Source organism: Streptomyces jumonjinensis (assembly GCF_009600885.1).
Classification (GTDB): Bacteria; Actinomycetota; Actinomycetes; order Streptomycetales; family Streptomycetaceae; genus Streptomyces; species Streptomyces jumonjinensis.
In genome coordinates this window covers 21,304-36,434 of sequence record NZ_VCLA01000111.1, presented here as the reverse complement: position 1 = coordinate 36,434, position 15,131 = coordinate 21,304, and the positions used below count along the sequence as shown (strand labels likewise).

Below are 15,131 nucleotides of genomic sequence, written 5' to 3'. Positions count from 1 at the left end.
ATGATCGGGCGAAGCGAGGAGGCACCTGTGTCGACGGCGCCAAGCGGCGGGAACACCGTCCCAGTGCGAGGCCGGTCGACCCGGCAGCGCGCCGCGGTCGCGGCGGCGCTCGATGAGGTGGACGAGTTCCGCAGCGCCCAGGAGTTGCACGACATGCTCAAGCACCGGGGCGACTCGGTGGGGCTGACCACGGTCTATCGCACGCTTCAGTCGCTCGCGGACGCGGGCGAGGTGGATGTGCTGCGCACCAGCGACGGCGAGTCGGTCTACCGCCGCTGCTCGACCGACGATCACCATCACCATCTGGTGTGCCGGATGTGCGGCAAGGCGGTGGAGGTCGAGGGCCCGGCCGTCGAGCAGTGGGCGGAGACGATCGCGGCCCAGCACGGATTCGTGAACGTCGCCCACACCGTGGAGATCTTCGGCACCTGCGCGGAGTGCGCGAAGTCCTGAGCCTCTTCCTCCGGTACGCACCCTGACCGGTGCGTACCGGAGACCAGGGGCACTACGCGTAGTAGGGACCGGGGTGGGTCCAGGTCATCCCGCCGAAGATGTACGGCGTATTGACGGTGATCTTGATGTTGGAGATCTTGAGCCCGTACTGGTGCGCCGTCGTGCCCGGCGGGCAGTTCACCTGGACCGGAGCGAAGTTCATGAAGAAGAGGGGACCATAGTCCCGCTCGGACCTCTGGAACTGGGCGAGGACGGGGATCACCTCTGAGTAGAAGTAGACGTCGTCGAGCTGCCTCTGGGGGGTACGCACGACCAGAGTCGTGGCGGGGTCGAAGGTGCCGTCGGGCCGCAGACAGCGGAAAGTGCGGGCGAGGTCCGCGAAGGCGTGGAAGCGGTACGTCTCCGGGCCGACGATCGGGACCGTCTCGTAGATCGGGCCCGACTCCGTGAAGCCGGGCTGGCTGCGTACGTTGTGCAGGGTGACGCTCAGCTCGAAGCCTCCGCAGCCCTCCGTCCCCACGTACTCGTGGTAGAGGAGCCCACACCTGCGCGGCCCCAGGACGGCGCTCGGGTCCGGGTGATACGGCTGAGGCACCACCGCGTCATGGATCCGCACGGTCGCCGAGATGCCGGCCGACGTGGGCGCCGGGATCTCGTACGTGGTCGTGGCGTGGGCCGCGCCGGGGGTGGACAGGGCGAGCGCGGCACCGGCGAGCAGGGCTGCGGCCGGCCGGGCCAGGGCTCTGAGCATGCGCATGGTTCCCATGTGGGATGTTCCCCTTCTCCGTGGTGTGAAGATCCCGTGGTGCAAGGGTGTGCGCTGACAGCGGTCACGCTAGCGGCATGCAGCACGGCCCATCAGACGGCCGCACCGATCTGCACAAGCGGAACGGGCGGGCCCCGGCCCGGCGGTCCGGACCGGGGCCCGCCCTCCTGCCTACTGCCTACTCCACGAAGTCGGCGCTCAGCGGCACCTCGCGCGTACCGGCCGTGCCGATGCCGTCCTTGCCGCCGGGCAGGAGCTGGCTCTTGGTGGCGAACTCGGAGGCCAGCAGGTCGGCGTAGCCGTCCTGGTCGAGGTCCCGCAGCCGCAGGCTCTCGCCGAAGGGGACGTTCTCCCTGGGCTCGCCCGGGACGCCGGGGGTGGCGCGGGTGAACCACTGCGATCGCGCGCCGGTCAGCCCCTTCGCGCCGCCGCGCAGGATGTGCACGCCGCCCGCGTTCTCGGCTTTCCCGACCTTCTCGCCGGAGGCGCTCACCGCGAGATCCGGGTAGCCGTCCTTGTCGACGTCTCCGGCCGAGATCCCGCCGCCGAAGGAGTCGCCCTTCGTGGCGGCGGTGGCGACGCCCTTGGTGGACTGGGTGAGGCGGTACGAGCCGGCGGGCCCGCTCTTGCCGCCGCGCAGCACGGTGACGGCGCCGGTGCTCTTCCGGTGGTCCGGGTCGCCGATGGCGAGATCGCCGTAGCCGTCCCGGTCGAAGTCCGCGACGACGGCGACCGTGCTGAGCCAGTCGGAGACGGCGTACGTGGTGGACGCACCGGGCTTGACGGTGGCGCCGCCCCGGAGGAACCAGGCGACGGAGCGCATCTTGAAGTCGCCCTCGCTCTCCGCGCCGAGGACGTAGAGGTCGGTGGCCTTGTCCTTGGTCACCTGCCCGGCGACCAGACCGAACGGGCTGAAGTCGCTGCCCCCGCCCGGCCGGTGCTCGGTGACCTTCCCGGTGCCGCCGGTCTTCGAGGAGAAGCCGCCCCGGTAGATGTAGACCGAGTAGGCGTCGGAGACGGCGAGATCGGCCTTGCCGTCGCCGTTGAAGTCGCCCGTCGCGAGGGCCATGCCGAAGTACCGGTCGGCCTTGGGCTTCCCACCGGCCGGGATCAGGGTCGCCTTCGAGCCGAGGCCGGACTTCGATCCCCAGACGATGGTCACCGCGCCCCGGGAGCTCCGCTTGCCGACCTTCTCGGACATGTCGCCCACGGCGAGGTCGGCGTATCCGTCCCCGTTGAAGTCGGCGTTGGCCAGGGAGCGGCCGAAGGCGTCCCACTCCTCGCCGTCGTCGCCCGCCTTCCCGGGGATGCCCGGGCTGTCCTGGGTGAAGCTCCGGGTCTTGGTTCCGGGGCCCTTGGCGGTCCCGTAGGTCACGGTGAAGCCGGCGAGGTCCGGCGTCGCGTAGTCGCGGAAGCCGTCGCCGTTGAAGTCGTCGGCGTACACGGCGGGCTTGGCGGCGGCGGTCGCCACGCCGGTGGAGACGGCGAGCAGCCCGCCGGTGAGCGAGGCGGCGGTGGCCGTCGCGAGGGCGAGCCGGAGGGCTGTACGGGTGGACAAGAGGGGCTCCTGCGGTCGGTGGTGTCGGTGTGCTCCGCAGTGATCAAGCCACACGGAAGCACAGGGGAGACGCTCCGGAGGGGCAAAGAGTTGTAGAAAGATCAAAAAACCGCGCCGACGCCTGGTGAGAAGGCGTCGGCGCGGTGCTGCCCGCGTGCCGCTGCGTACGGCCCTACCGCTGTTTCAGGCCAGCGGCGGTTCAGGCGGCTACTGCTGTCCGGGGATCTCGTTGGGCTGCGCGCCGCCGAAGCGGCGGTCGCGCTTGGCGTACTCCAGACAGGCCCGCCACAGATCACGGCGGTCGAAGTCCGGCCAGAGCACGTCCTGGAAGACCATCTCCGCGTACGCGCTCTGCCAGATCAGATAGTTCGATGTGCGCTGCTCGCCGCTGGGGCGCAGGAACAGGTCCACATCGGGCATGTCCGGGTAGTAGAGGTACTTCTGGAGGGTCTTCTCATTGACCTTCGACGGGTCGAGGCGGCCCTCCGCCACATCGCGGGCGAGTTTCTGCGCGGCGTCGGCGATCTCGGCGCGACCGCCGTAGTTGACGCAGAAGTAGAGCGTCATGGCGTCGTTGCGCTTGGTCTGCTCCTGGGCGACCTGAAGCTCCTGGACGACCGACTTCCACATCTTGGGCATCCGGCCGACCCAGCGGATGCGGATGCCGAGCTCGTCCATCTCGTCACGGCGGCGGCGGATGACGTCCCGGTTGAAGTTCATCAGGAAGCGCACCTCGTCGGGCGAGCGCTTCCAGTTCTCGGTGGAGAAGGCGTACAGGGAGAGGTTCTTGACGCCCATCTCCAGGCATCCCTTGAGCACGTCGAGCACGACGCCCTCGCCGACCTTGTGGCCCTCGGTGCGCGGCAGGCCGCGCTCCTTGGCCCAGCGGCCGTTGCCGTCCATGACGCAGGCGACATGGTTGGGGACGAGCTCACCGGGGATCTTCGGCGGGCGCTCGCCGGAGGGGTGCGGCTCGGGGATCTTGTACTCCCGGCGGGAACGGCCCAGGATTCCGCGTCGTGCCATGCGGCTCACTTCTCCTAGCTTCTTCGCTTCGCTTCACTTCTCGACATACCGGAGGGAGCGCAGGCCGCGCTCCAGATGCCAGTGCAGATACGCGGACACCAGCCCGCTGCCCTCTCTGACGTGGCGTGCCTCGCAGGCGTCCGCCGTGGGCCAGTCGCCGGTCAGCAGCGCGCTGAGCAGACCGACGGCCTCCGCCGAGGGTACGACGCATCCGGGGACCCGGCAGTCTCCGCAGACGACCCCTCCGGCGGCGACGGAGAAGAAGCGGTTGGGGCCGGGCAGGCCGCAGCGCGCGCAGTCGTCGAAGCTGGGGGCGTAGCCGTTGACCGCGAGGGAGCGCAGCAGGAACGCGTCGAGTATGAGATGGGGGGCGTGCTCGCCCCGGGCGAGCGTGCGCAGTGCGCCGACCAGCAGCAGATACTGCTGTACGGCGGGCTCGCCCTCATGGTCGGTGAACCGCTCGGCGGTCTCCAGCATGGCGGTTCCGGCGGTGTAGCGGGCGTAGTCGCTGACGATGCCGCCACCGTACGCGGCGATGGTCTCACTCTGGGTGCAGAGCGGGAGTCCCCGGCCGATGAGCTCGCTGCCCCGGGCGAAGAACTGCACGTCGACATGGGAGAACGGCTCCAGCCGGGCCCCGAACTTGGACTTGGTGCGCCGAACGCCCCGGGCGACGGCGCGGACGCGCCCGTGCCCCCGGGTGAGCAGGGTGATGATGCGGTCGGCCTCACCCAGCTTCTGGGTGCGCAGCACGACGCCGTCGTCACGGAACAAGCTCATGGGCCCCATTCTCCCGTACCGCCGGACGCTTCCCGCACCCGGCGGCCGTTCCCGGAGCCGCTCCCCCCGGTCATGCGGTCGTCATGCGGTCGTCATGCGGTCGTCATCCGGTCATGCTGTCGCGGGCCGGTCGGCGAAGCGGTCCAGGGCTCCGAGGACATGGCCCAGGGATTCCTCCGTGCTCAGATGGCCTCCGCTCTCTACGACGTACAGCTCGGCGTCGGGCCAGGCGCGGGTCAGCTCCCAGGCGGTGCCGAGGGGCCCGGACATGTCGAGCCGCCCATGGACCAGTACGCCGGGGATTCCGGCGAGCCTTCCGGCGTCGCGCACCAGCGCGCCCTCCTCCAGCCAGGCCCCGTGGGCGAAGTAGTGGGCGCAGATGCGGACGAAGGCCAGCCGGGCGGCGTCGGGCCGCCCGCCGTACGGGAGGGACGCGCCCTGCGCCTCGCCGGACACCACCGTGTCCTCCCAGGCGCACCAGTCGGCGGCGGCCTTCTCCCGGACGGCGGCGTCGGGGTGCTCCATCAGCCGGGCGTACGCGGCGACCACATCGCCGTCGCGCGGGGTGCCGGGGACGCCCGCGAGAAACCGGTCCCAGGCTTCGGGGAAGAAGCGGCCGACACCCCGGTAGAGCCAGTCGATCTCGGAGCGCCGGGTGGTGGTGACGGCGGCGATGACGATCTCCGAGACCCGCTCGGGATGCTGCTCGGCGTAGGCCAGGATCAGCGTCGAGCCCCAGGAGCCGCCGTAGAGCAGCCAGCGGCCGATGCCCAGATGCTCCCGGAGCCGTTCCATGTCGGCGATGAGATGCGGGGTGGTGTTGTGCCGCATATCGGCGGCGGGGTCGCTGGCGTGCGGGGTGCTGCGCCCCGCACCGCGCTGGTCGAAGAGGACGATCCGGTACCGCTCGGGGTCGAAGAGCCGCCGCCCGCTGGTGCCGCACCCCGATCCGGGTCCGCCGTGGACGACGACGGCGGGCTTCCCGTCCGGATTGCCGCACACCTCCCAGTAGACGTGGTTGCCGTCGCCCACGTCGAGCATGCCCCGGGCGTAGGGCTCGATCGGCGGATACAGGTCGCTCCTGGTCTCGGTCATCCGCACATCCTCGGCGGGGCCGTCTCCGCCGTCATCCCGATTTCCCGGTCCCGGCCGGGGAGGCGGCGGCGATGTCCGCCAGTCGGGAGAGTGGCGCTGGAGCAGGATCGCCTCCTGGGCGGCGTCGAGCGGGAGACTCACGAACCGGCGGACGGCATGGGCACGGTAAGCGCCGCCGCTGACAACGGGCTTGGGCCCCAGGCCCCAGGCGGCCCAGCCCCAGAGGCTCCCGCCCCTAGACTTGGCCGCCCGCCACGAGAGGAATGATCGTAAATGCGCCCCGGAAGGTTCCAGGAATTCGTCATCGACCTGGCCAGGAACAGCCCTACCGCGACCCAGGTTCGGACACTCGCCGAAGCGGGCGACACCGAGATCCCCTGCGGGATCGCGATCACCACAGCAGCGGGTGTCTCGCGCTGGGGCATCGTCGGCCAGCTTCCGGACGGCGCGAAGCACGGGGGCTTCGACGACGCCCCGGTCCACGGCGACCCGGTCGCCCCCGGCGACGCCCCGCAGGCTGCGGACGTGCCCGAGGCATGGCTGGCGGCGCTGCTCGCCCACTCCGAGTCGCCGGAGATCGCGAGCGTCGAACGCTGGTCGGTCCGGGAGGACGCCCGCCCTGACTCCTTTGGGGTGACAGTGCGGTTCCACAACACCGCCAGGGTGTTCATGCGCCTGCTCTGATGGCCTCGGCCCCGTCAGACCGTCTCAGGAAGCCTCAGCGGAGCCGGTTACCACGGAAGCCGTCGCCATCCTGTTGGACTCCAGGGCGAGCGGGTCGAGCTCGACACTCCTGATCAGGACGCCTGTGCTGTGGGTGGTCAGAGCGGGGTTCAGCCGACGGTGACGCAGTTGGTGACGGTGCCCTGGTTGGCCGGGTTGAAGGTGCACAGGCCGCCGTCGCCCGGGCCGTCCTCCGCCGGATCGGGGCTGCCGCCGCCCACCGTGGCCCCCGGAGCGTTGCTGGCCGCCCGGGGGCCGTTGTTGAAGTCTCCCAGGCCGCCGGTGAGGGTGATCACGTCGAGGAGTCTGCCACCGTAGACCTCGCCCCCTTCCGCATTGGCCGCGCCGCCCTGTCCGCCGACGCCGCCGCCGCCCCCGATGAGGCGGATCGTGTCGACAAGGGGGCCACCGAAGACCGCGCCCTCGTTCGCCGCACCCCCGTCCGCGCCCGATGCGTAGAAGGCGGTACTGCCCCGGATGGTGATGCGGTCGGCGCCGCCGTAGCCCTCGTCGAAGTCGTTGAGGTTGACGAAGCCGAGATTGCCGACCGCGGGGTCGGACTCCAAGAAATTCGGGCTGTATGCCGTGAGGGTGATGGTGTCGAGCAAGCCGGGGCCGCTGTCGACGGAAGCTTCGTTGGCGGCCGGCCAGCCGCGGACGGTGATGGTGTCACTCCCGTCCCCGGTATCCATTTCTCCCGTGTGCATCACAGGCAGCTGGACCTGGTCGTCTCCCGGTCCGGTGCGGATGATTCCGGCGGTGCCCTCCAAGTGTGGGAAGGGGGGCGCGGGTGGGTCGATCGTGTCGTTGCCGTTGCCGGTGTCGATGACACTTTCCTCTTCGTCCGGTGCGTTGAGGATGGCGACGGTGTCGTCGCCGTTGCCGCCGTTGATGGTGCCGAAATTCCGGGTGAGGTCGTCGTCAGCACCATTGAAGCGGTCGTTGCCGTCACCGCCGTTGACGACGTATCCGGCGAAGAGGCTGTCGGTGGTGAGGGTGAAGGTGTCGTTGCCGCCGAGGAGGTTGACCGTGGTGTCCGGGCCGGCGCTCCCGGAGCCCGTGCAGACGACGGTGTCGGGTCCGTTCGTGCCGTTGATGACGGACCCGGACATGCTCACACCGTTGACCACACAGACGGTGCTGAGGGCACTGGCCGGGGTCGCACCGGCCAGGGTCAGGGTGAGAGCGGCGGTCACGGAGAGCGCGGACGTGAGGAGGGTGGGGCGCATGATGCCTCCAGCGATTCCGGGAAGAGGGGCGGGTGCTGTGCGGGTGAAGTCCGGGCGGGTCAGCCGGTGGTGACGCCCGGAGAAGGCCGAGGCTCCGACTGGCGCGTCGTCGGGCGGAGGCTCGGCCGCAGGTGGTGCTACCAGCTGATCAGGACATGGCCGGGGCCGCTTCCGCTGCCCTGCTGGGAGCTGTGGCCGCTGACCCCGCCCCCGCCGCTCTGCGAACCCGGGTTGGGGGACGGGGCGCCGCCGTTCCCGCCCCGGCCTCCCGTGTCCCCGGCCCCTCCGGCGCCGCCGCTGCCGCCGACACCGGTACCGGCGGGCGGGGCGGGGGTGACCGCCGGCGGTACCGCGCCGCTGCCGCCCGACCCGCCGCCGCCACCCGACCCGCCGTGTTCGCCCCCTCCGGGGACACCCGGCATGCCCTGTCCGCCGGTGACGCCGGCGGAGCCGGCAGCGCCGGACTGACCTGCGGTTCCGGAGTTGCCGGCCAGTGCCCGCAACGTTCCGGGACAGTAGACCGGGTCATCCTCGGCGGGGGCCCCCGCACCGCCCCCGCCCCCCGCACTGGCACCGCCGGAGGCCCCTCCGGCCCCGCCCGCACCGCCGCTGCCGCCGATCTTGCCGTTCTCCCCGCCCCGCCCGGCCCGGCCGCCGGGCCCCGAGCCCCCACCGCCCCCGTTGTGGCCGGCTCCCGCGATCACCAGAGAGTCGGGTCCCGAAACCTGAGTGTTCGTCACGAAGGAGGTGGCACCCCCGCCACCGCCGCCCGCGCCGGGGGTGCCGGCCAGGCCGCTGGTGAGGGTGGTGCCGGCCAGACCGCCGAGGCCGCCGCCTCCGCCGCCCGCGCCACTGCCGCCGCTGCTGTCGCCGCTGGACACGAAGACTCTGTAACTCTCGCCCGCCGCGACGGTGAACGTGCACTCCGTGTAGCCACCGCTACCGCCCGCGCCACCGCCGCCACCACCGCTGCCGCCCGCGCCGCCACCGCCACCGCCACCGCCGACGGGCTGGGAGATCAGGGGCGCGTAGCTTCCGCCACCGCCGCCACCTCCACCGCCGCCACCTCCACCGCCGCCACCTCCACCGCCGCCACCACCGGAGCCGCCACGCCCCCAGACGCGCACGGTCATCCGGGTCACACCCGCCGGGACCACGAAGGTGCCGAAGCCCGGCGTGAATGCCTGCTGGCCCGGTGCTCTCGGCGCGGCCTGCGCGGGTGCCGAACTCGTGGACATCACGCCTGCGGGCAGCGTGACCGCCAGCACCGCCAGCGCCACGGACAGCCGCCTGCGGACCGGTGCACCGCGCAACGACGAAAAGATCTGGTTCATGGAACCTCCTCCTGCTGAGCTGCTTCTGGCATGTACTCACCCAAAGCGCTGCCCGCATATGCCCAAGAGGAAAGACCAACCCATCCGAACGAGTGATAAATGAGACCGGTAATCCGTTCGGCTGTTCACCCGGGCCGAACTCGCACACCTCGACCGGGTGTTCTTCACCGGGAACAGATCATCCGGCGACGGCGGGACGGGACGGGGCCGGTGGAGATTCTCTCAGCTATTCCCCCCAGGGCACGCCGGAATAGCCTGGCGTGCCCTGGAGAAACTCCATCCGATTCCGGTGAGGAATGACTGTCTGATCGCGAACAGCCCGGGTGGGCGTCAGGACACCTCGCCCCGGCTGCGCGCGTTCGCGTATCCGTTCACCGCGCGGATTCGCTCGGCGGGGGTGGCGGTGCGCAGCTCCTCGGGAGGGCAGTCCCATTCGCGTCCGCCGCCCGGGGGTCTGAGCTGGGCGTAGGGGCCTTCGTAGCCCATGACCAGCCCGACGCGCCCGGTGCCGGTGTCGACGGCGTACGAGCCGACCGGCGTGGGGGTCACCGGACTGCCCCGCCCTCGTCACGGCGCAGGAGCGCGGAGAGGCGGCGGACGGTGTCGACGGCGGTACGGCCGAGCTCGATGAGGGGGCAGGGCGACTCGCGGGCATAGGAGGCGACTTCCACTCGTACGGAGGGGAAGACGAGTCCGTTCTGCTTCAGGGCCTCGATCAATTCCGTGACGGCGTCCTCCGCGTCGCTCATGCAATCGGCTGAGTGACGCATTCCGTGGTGCGACATGAGTTCCCTTCTCTCGGGGCGAGTGGATTTCTCGCTTCGTATTGCGACGGTGACAGCACGCCCGCTACCTTCGCCAGAGAGGCGCGCTCTACAACGCCTCCGCAGGGAAAGGGAGTTATGCCATGGCCAAAGGTCAGCAACAGGCCGCTTGGGAGTTCTTCGGCACGGAACTGAGGAGGCGCAGAGAGGAAGCCAAGCTGACGCAGGCGGAGGTGGGGGCCGCTGTCTTCGTATCCGGGGGGTACATCGGGCAGTTCGAGACGGCGATCAGGAAGCCTCAGCTGGATGTGGCGCAGCGGCTCGACGCCTTACTACAAACCGGAGGTTTTTTCGAAAGGCTGTGGCGGAAGTTGATCGACAGCTCGGCGTATGCCAGTTACTTCCGCGCTGCGGCGGAGCTCGAAGCGCTCGCGACGTACATCTACGACTTCGAACCCGCGCTCGTGCCAGGCTTGATGCAGACTGCCACGTACGCCCGCGCCGTAACGCTCGCAGACAACCCCTTCGCCGAAGAGGAACGGATCGAGAACACGATCACTGGACGCATGGAGCGGGCAAGACTGCTCAAGGGACCGGCGAATCCCAAGTACTGGGCAATCCTGCATGAGCAGGTGCTGCGGGTCCAGGTCGGCGGCCCCGAAGCCATGGCCAAGCAGCTCGATCACCTTGCGGACCTCATTCGCAGCCGAAGGGCCGTAGTCCAGGTGATTCCGTTCAGTGCTGGAGCACACACTCTGATGGGCAAGACGTTCACGCTCATGGAGTTCGATGACACACCGCCAACCGTCTATACAGAGGCCGTGTATTCGGGAAACCTGCTGGACGATCCAGCTGTGGTGAAGCGCGCACAGCGGGCATACGATCTGCTCAGGGCCGCCGCGCTCTCCCCGGAGGCGTCCCTCACCCTGATCGAGTCAGTAGCAGAGGACCACAGACGATGCGCGAGTACGACCTGAGCACGGCTCAGTGGCGCAAGAGCAGCTACAGCGACGGCAACGGCGGCCAGTGCGTCGAGATCGGACACGCCTTCCCCGGCGCGGCCGACTGGCGCAAGAGCAGCTACAGCGACGGCAACGGCGGAAGCTGCGTCGAGGTGCTCGACGACATCCCCGGCGTCGTCCCCGTCCGCGACAGCAAGACCCCCAGCGGCCCCGTCCTCGTCATCGCCGCCCCCGCCTGGCAGACCTTCGTCGACGACCTCCGGGGCTGAGCCCCACCCCAGCCCCTCCCCCACCGCCTCGCCGCCCAGCTCCACCGGGCCGCGAGGCGGTGTCGTCCGCGCCCCGCCCCCGTGCCTCAACTTCCGCACGTATCACGCCGGTTCAGCACTGCCCCCAGCCACTTCCAGCCAGGTACGGTCCATGCCACAGCACTGACCGCACGCGCTCCACCCACCCCGAGACACGCGCCGCCACCCGGCGCTGTCACGCATTTCTCGGAGAAGGGTCATGCAATGGCTGACGAGCTGGTCCGCAGAGCTCAGCGGTTCATCAACACCCAGTACAACAATGGTGCGACGCTCGGCATATCCAAGCTGAGCGAGGACGGCAAAACCGGCTGGACGACGATGTACGCCCTGACCCGGGCGCTCCAGTACGAGATGGGCATCACCTCCCTCTCGGACTCGTTCGGCCCGACCACCCTCTCGACGCTCCAGTCGCGGTACCCCGTACTCAACGACTCGACCGTGCCTTCGGCGATCTTCTGCCGGATTCTCCAGTCCGCCCTGTACTGCAAGGGCTACGACGGCGGCGAGATCGACGGCATCTACAACTCCCGTGTGAAATCCGCCGTCACCAGCCTGAAGCAGAACATGGGCGTCAGCGGCCTGTTCCCGGGCAGCTCCCTTGAGCCGAAGGTCGTCAAGGGTCTGTTCAACATGGACGCCTATGTCACCGTCAACAGCGGCTCAAGCACCATCCGCTCCATCCAGCAGTGGCTGAACGGCCGGTATGTCAACCGCCGGGACTTCTTCATCATCCCCTGCGACGGTCATCACTCGCGTGATGTCGCCAAGTCGATGCTGCTGGCGATCCAGTTCGAGCTGGGCATGGCGGACGGCACCGCGACCGGTGTGTTCGGGCCCGGCACCCAGGCCGGGCTGAGGTCGCACACGGTCTCGGTCGGCTCCACCGGCACCTGGGCGCAGCTGTTCACCGCCGGGATGATCCTCAACAAGCGGAGTGTTCCCTTCGGGGACTTCACCGCCGCTGTGAAGACCGGTGTGGAGCAGTTCCAGTCGTTCTCGAAGCTGCCGGTCACCGGGAACGGCGACTTCCAGACCTGGGCGTCGCTGCTGGTCTCCTACGGCGACCAGTCCCGTAAGGGCACGGCGTGCGACGGCGTCACGAAGATCACGCCCGCCCGCGCCCAGGCGCTGAAGGACGCCGGCTACCTCTACATCGGCCGGTATCTCTTCAACCCCTCCAGCACGAGCCTGCCGGAGAAGCAGATCCAGCCGGGCGAGCTCGACACGATCAAGCAGTACGGGCTGCGCTGCTACCCGATCTACCAGACGTTCGGCCGGGCGGCGGACAACTTCACCTACGCCCAGGGCACCAGCGAAGCGTTCCAGGCGATCGAGTGGGCCAAGTACCACGGCTTCAAGCCCGGCACGATCATCTACTTCGCGGTCGACTACGACGCCATGGACGGCGAGATCACCGACTACATCCTTCCGCACTTCCGTGGGGTGATGCGCACGATCGGGGAGAACTCCAGTTACGGCGTGGGCGTCTACGGGCCGCGCAATGTGTGCCAGCGGGTCGGGGACGCCGGATACGCGGCGGCGAGCTTCGTATCGGACATGTCCAGCGGGTTCTCCGGGAACCTCGGCTATCCGCTGCCGACGAACTGGGCGTTCGACCAGATCGCCACGATCACGATCGGCTCGGGCGCCGGGGCGATCGAGATCGACAACAACATCGCCTCGGGCCGTGACACCGGCCAGAACGACTTCAACCCCCCGGCCTCCACCACCGGCCTGGACACCGATCTGAACAAGACCGCCTACCGTGCCCCGATGCTCACGGACGTCAAGAACTATCTGACCTCCATCGGCGTCCCGGAGACCGGCGGCGACGGCTGGGGCGACGACGACTGGGTCACCCTGGGCGGCATCTCCACCACCAAGGCGTACGACCTGGTGCTGAGCGCGGACTGGCTGTTCACCTCGCTCGCTCGGCAGCTCAGGCTCCGCAAGGCGCTGATCCAGGCTCCGGTGCTCTGGGAGCTGCGGAAGTTGAACCCGCCGGACTTCGCTGCCGACGCAGCCGTCAAAGCGGGTCTGGACGACGATTGCAGCACCGGCTGGGGGCAGATCTTCGCATGGGTGACCATCGAGGCCCGTAACTACTGCACGCAGCAGGGGATCATCAACGGTGCGCCCCTGACCGGCAGCGACAAGCCGGCGGTCTGGAGAAGCCTCAATGAGGACCCGCTCTACAACATCCGGTCGGTCGCCTATCTGACCATCTACAACGCGTTCCAGATCAACAAGCCGCGACCGGACCTGACCACCAGCCTGGCCGACACTCAGGCCCTGCTGGCCCGGTACAACGGGGAGGGACCGAACGCGGAGAAGTACGGGCGCGAGCTGATCGGCCTCTACAACGTGCTGGAGAACTACAACAACCTGTCCCGCAGCCAGTGACTCCGGGCATGAGTATGAACAATGGGGCGCATGCGAAAGTGGTCGTTGGCAGCTGTCGGCGTGAACCTGCTCCTCGGGATTCCCGGGATCGTGCCGGTGTGGCTCCTCTGGTATTTCGCGGCCAACTGGCCGCTGGCCGCGCTCGGCCTGACGCAGGGGGAGCCCACGGAGAACGACGGCGTGCTGCCGATTCTGGTGGTCGGAGTGCCGGTGCTGGCGGTGTTCGCCCTGGTGTGGTGGCTGGCCAACCGTCCCGTTCGGCGCAGAGCGGAGCTGGCGCCCCGGGTGTACTGGCCGCTGAGCGTGCTGGCGACCCTCGTTCCCACGTTCGTACTCATGGCCGTTCTGTGAGAAAGGGATTGAAGCCATGCAGAACGACGACATGACACGGCGGACCGTGGTGCAGAGCGCGGCGGCGGTCGGCGCGCTGGCCGTTGTGGGCTCCCTGGTGCCGGGCGTCGCCTCGGCCGCGCCTCAGCCGACGCCGACGCTGACGCCGAAGCCGAAGAAACTCCCGGTGTCCGCGAACGGGTGGACCATCGAGAAGGAGGCGAACCGCATCTCGACGGTGTGGACGCGGCCGGTCGCCGGTACGGGGCTGAAGGTCGACGTCCGGATCGGGGACGCGGAGGCGATCCTCCTCCATGTGATCCGCCGCTTCCACTACGAAGTCGAGCAGCTCCACCGGGTCGACCTGGCCGGCTGGCAGGCGATCGGCGAGCTCCGCAAGGGGCGTCCGGAGTCGAATCTGGCGTCCGGCACGGCGGTGCGCATCCGTCCGGGGGCCCGGGCGAAGGGCGGGTTCTTCCCTCCGCAGGAGGTGGTGGTGCGGGACATCCTCGCGGAGTGCGAGGGCGTGGTGCGCTGGGGCGGCGACGACGGCGAGGTGGACGAGTCGCTGTTCTACCTCGACGCCCGGCCGGACGACGAGCGGGTGCGCGAACTCGGCGACCGGCTCCGCGCCTGGGGGGCGACGCCCGGCGAGGGCGCGGGGGCGGCGGTGGACGTACGCTCCCCGGCCCGGCTCCGCCGCGCGGACCGGCTGGCCCGGGTGCAGGGCACGGCCTGACCCTGCCGGTGCCGCTGCTCCTGGCGCTCCCGCTGAACCGCTGAACCCGGCCGTCCCGCCGCGCACTCTCGCGCGGCGGGACGGCCTCTTCGCATGCGGTCCTCGGTCAGCTCTCTGCCCCGCTTGTCCAGAGGGTAGTTGAGTCGCACATGTCACACGGCTCGGCTGCAACGCCATGCCGTCATCCGCCGTCCGTACGGGCGGTACACCCAACCATTTCGGAAGGACCCATCACATGCGGAGAGCGCTCACGGGGATCGTGTCCCTGGCTCTGCTGACCGGCACGGTGTCGGCGGCCGGGGCACACGCGGCGGAGACGCCGGAGCGGACGGCCGGCGCCGCGAGCACGCCGAAGGCGGCCGACATCAAGAGCCGCATCCTCGCGATACCCGGCATGAAGTTCATCAGTGAGGAAAAGGTCGACAAGCACCGCTTCTTCACCCTGAGCTACGCCCAGCCCGTCGATCACAAGGACCCGGGCAAGGGCACCTTCCAGCAGCAGTTCACCCTGCTGCACAAGAGCACCAGCCGTCCCACCGTCTTCCACACCTCCGGCTACTTCCTGTGGCCGAACCCGTGGCGCTCCGAGCCGGCCCAGCTCATCGACGGCAATGAAGTCGACCTGGAGCACCGCTTCTTCAAGCCGTCGCGGCCCCAGCCC

At 69.5% G+C, this 15,131-nt stretch carries 16 protein-coding genes and 1 pseudogene; 8 read left to right on the top strand and 9 right to left on the bottom strand.

Features of this window, described 5'->3' with window-relative positions:
• The first annotated feature begins 27 nt into the window (after positions 1 to 27).
• Entirely contained in the window at positions 28 to 453 is a 426-nt protein-coding gene (locus tag FF041_RS12935; RefSeq protein WP_323391815.1) for a Fur family transcriptional regulator, read from the top strand.
• Between the two features lie 52 nt (positions 454 to 505).
• Here FF041_RS12935 and FF041_RS12930 read toward each other — a convergent pair whose 3' ends face one another.
• The 5 genes from FF041_RS12930 to pip form a co-directional block, all read right to left on the bottom strand.
• A complete protein-coding gene (locus FF041_RS12930; RefSeq protein ID WP_153522970.1) occupies positions 506 to 1,219 on the bottom strand; it encodes a hypothetical protein in 714 nt (237 codons plus the stop codon).
• 178 nt (positions 1,220 to 1,397) lie between these two features.
• The gene (locus tag FF041_RS12925) at positions 1,398 to 2,777 is read right to left on the bottom strand and encodes an FG-GAP-like repeat-containing protein (protein ID WP_194292005.1); all 1,380 of its coding nucleotides are present in this window, start codon (positions 2,775 to 2,777) and stop codon (positions 1,398 to 1,400) included.
• Between the two features lie 207 nt (positions 2,778 to 2,984).
• Positions 2,985 to 3,803 (bottom strand): isoprenyl transferase, encoded by an 819-nt coding sequence (locus FF041_RS12920; RefSeq protein ID WP_153522969.1) that lies wholly within the window; start codon positions 3,801 to 3,803, stop codon positions 2,985 to 2,987.
• 33 nt (positions 3,804 to 3,836) lie between these two features.
• Positions 3,837 to 4,583, bottom strand: a complete 747-nt coding sequence (recO, locus tag FF041_RS12915; protein WP_153522968.1) for a DNA repair protein RecO — start codon at positions 4,581 to 4,583, stop codon at positions 3,837 to 3,839.
• Between the two features lie 111 nt (positions 4,584 to 4,694).
• Positions 4,695 to 5,678 carry a prolyl aminopeptidase gene (gene pip / locus FF041_RS12910; protein WP_153522967.1) on the bottom strand — a complete coding sequence of 328 codons (984 nt, stop codon included), beginning with the start codon at positions 5,676 to 5,678 and terminating at the stop codon, positions 4,695 to 4,697.
• A 273-nt stretch (positions 5,679 to 5,951) separates the two neighbouring features.
• On the opposite strand from pip, the gene FF041_RS12905 reads away from it, so the two are divergent.
• Positions 5,952 to 6,362 carry a hypothetical protein gene (locus FF041_RS12905; RefSeq protein ID WP_153522966.1) on the top strand — a complete coding sequence of 137 codons (411 nt, stop codon included), beginning with the start codon at positions 5,952 to 5,954 and terminating at the stop codon, positions 6,360 to 6,362.
• Positions 6,363 to 6,511: 149 nt separating this feature from the next.
• Here FF041_RS12905 and FF041_RS12900 read toward each other — a convergent pair whose 3' ends face one another.
• The 4 genes from FF041_RS12900 to FF041_RS12880 all read right to left on the bottom strand — a co-directional run bounded on the left by FF041_RS12900 (position 6,512) and on the right by FF041_RS12880 (position 9,713).
• Positions 6,512 to 7,630 carry a hypothetical protein gene (locus tag FF041_RS12900; RefSeq protein ID WP_153522965.1) on the bottom strand — a complete coding sequence of 373 codons (1,119 nt, stop codon included), beginning with the start codon at positions 7,628 to 7,630 and terminating at the stop codon, positions 6,512 to 6,514.
• A gap of 137 nt (positions 7,631 to 7,767) precedes the next feature.
• Positions 7,768 to 8,964 carry a hypothetical protein gene (locus FF041_RS37810; RefSeq protein WP_194292008.1) on the bottom strand — a complete coding sequence of 399 codons (1,197 nt, stop codon included), beginning with the start codon at positions 8,962 to 8,964 and terminating at the stop codon, positions 7,768 to 7,770.
• A gap of 330 nt (positions 8,965 to 9,294) precedes the next feature.
• Positions 9,295 to 9,513 carry a hypothetical protein gene (locus FF041_RS12885; protein WP_153522964.1) on the bottom strand — a complete coding sequence of 73 codons (219 nt, stop codon included), beginning with the start codon at positions 9,511 to 9,513 and terminating at the stop codon, positions 9,295 to 9,297.
• Positions 9,510 to 9,713 carry a hypothetical protein gene (locus FF041_RS12880; RefSeq protein WP_228388175.1) on the bottom strand — a complete coding sequence of 68 codons (204 nt, stop codon included), beginning with the start codon at positions 9,711 to 9,713 and terminating at the stop codon, positions 9,510 to 9,512. The genes FF041_RS12885 and FF041_RS12880 overlap by 4 nt, the downstream gene beginning before the upstream one ends.
• Before the next feature lie 158 nt (positions 9,714 to 9,871).
• On the opposite strand from FF041_RS12880, the gene FF041_RS12875 reads away from it, so the two are divergent.
• The 6 genes and pseudogenes from FF041_RS12875 to FF041_RS38945 all read left to right on the top strand — a co-directional run.
• Positions 9,872 to 10,705: a helix-turn-helix domain-containing protein gene (locus FF041_RS12875; RefSeq protein ID WP_153522963.1), complete on the top strand. Its 834-nt coding sequence runs from the start codon at positions 9,872 to 9,874 to the stop codon at positions 10,703 to 10,705.
• The gene (locus FF041_RS12870; protein WP_153522962.1) at positions 10,687 to 10,959 is read left to right on the top strand and encodes a DUF397 domain-containing protein; all 273 of its coding nucleotides are present in this window, start codon (positions 10,687 to 10,689) and stop codon (positions 10,957 to 10,959) included. Before FF041_RS12875 ends, FF041_RS12870 begins: the two co-directional genes overlap by 19 nt.
• 243 nt (positions 10,960 to 11,202) lie before the next feature.
• The gene (locus FF041_RS12865; RefSeq protein ID WP_153522961.1) at positions 11,203 to 13,401 is read left to right on the top strand and encodes a glycoside hydrolase domain-containing protein; all 2,199 of its coding nucleotides are present in this window, start codon (positions 11,203 to 11,205) and stop codon (positions 13,399 to 13,401) included.
• 21 nt (positions 13,402 to 13,422) lie between these two features.
• Positions 13,423 to 13,752 carry a hypothetical protein gene (locus FF041_RS12860; RefSeq protein ID WP_153522960.1) on the top strand — a complete coding sequence of 110 codons (330 nt, stop codon included), beginning with the start codon at positions 13,423 to 13,425 and terminating at the stop codon, positions 13,750 to 13,752.
• 16 nt (positions 13,753 to 13,768) lie between these two features.
• On the top strand, positions 13,769 to 14,470 hold the full coding sequence (locus tag FF041_RS12855) for a hypothetical protein (protein ID WP_153522959.1): 702 nt from the start codon (positions 13,769 to 13,771) through the stop codon (positions 14,468 to 14,470).
• A gap of 235 nt (positions 14,471 to 14,705) precedes the next feature.
• Positions 14,706 to 15,131, top strand: a pseudogene (locus FF041_RS38945) (aminopeptidase); the annotation flags it as partial.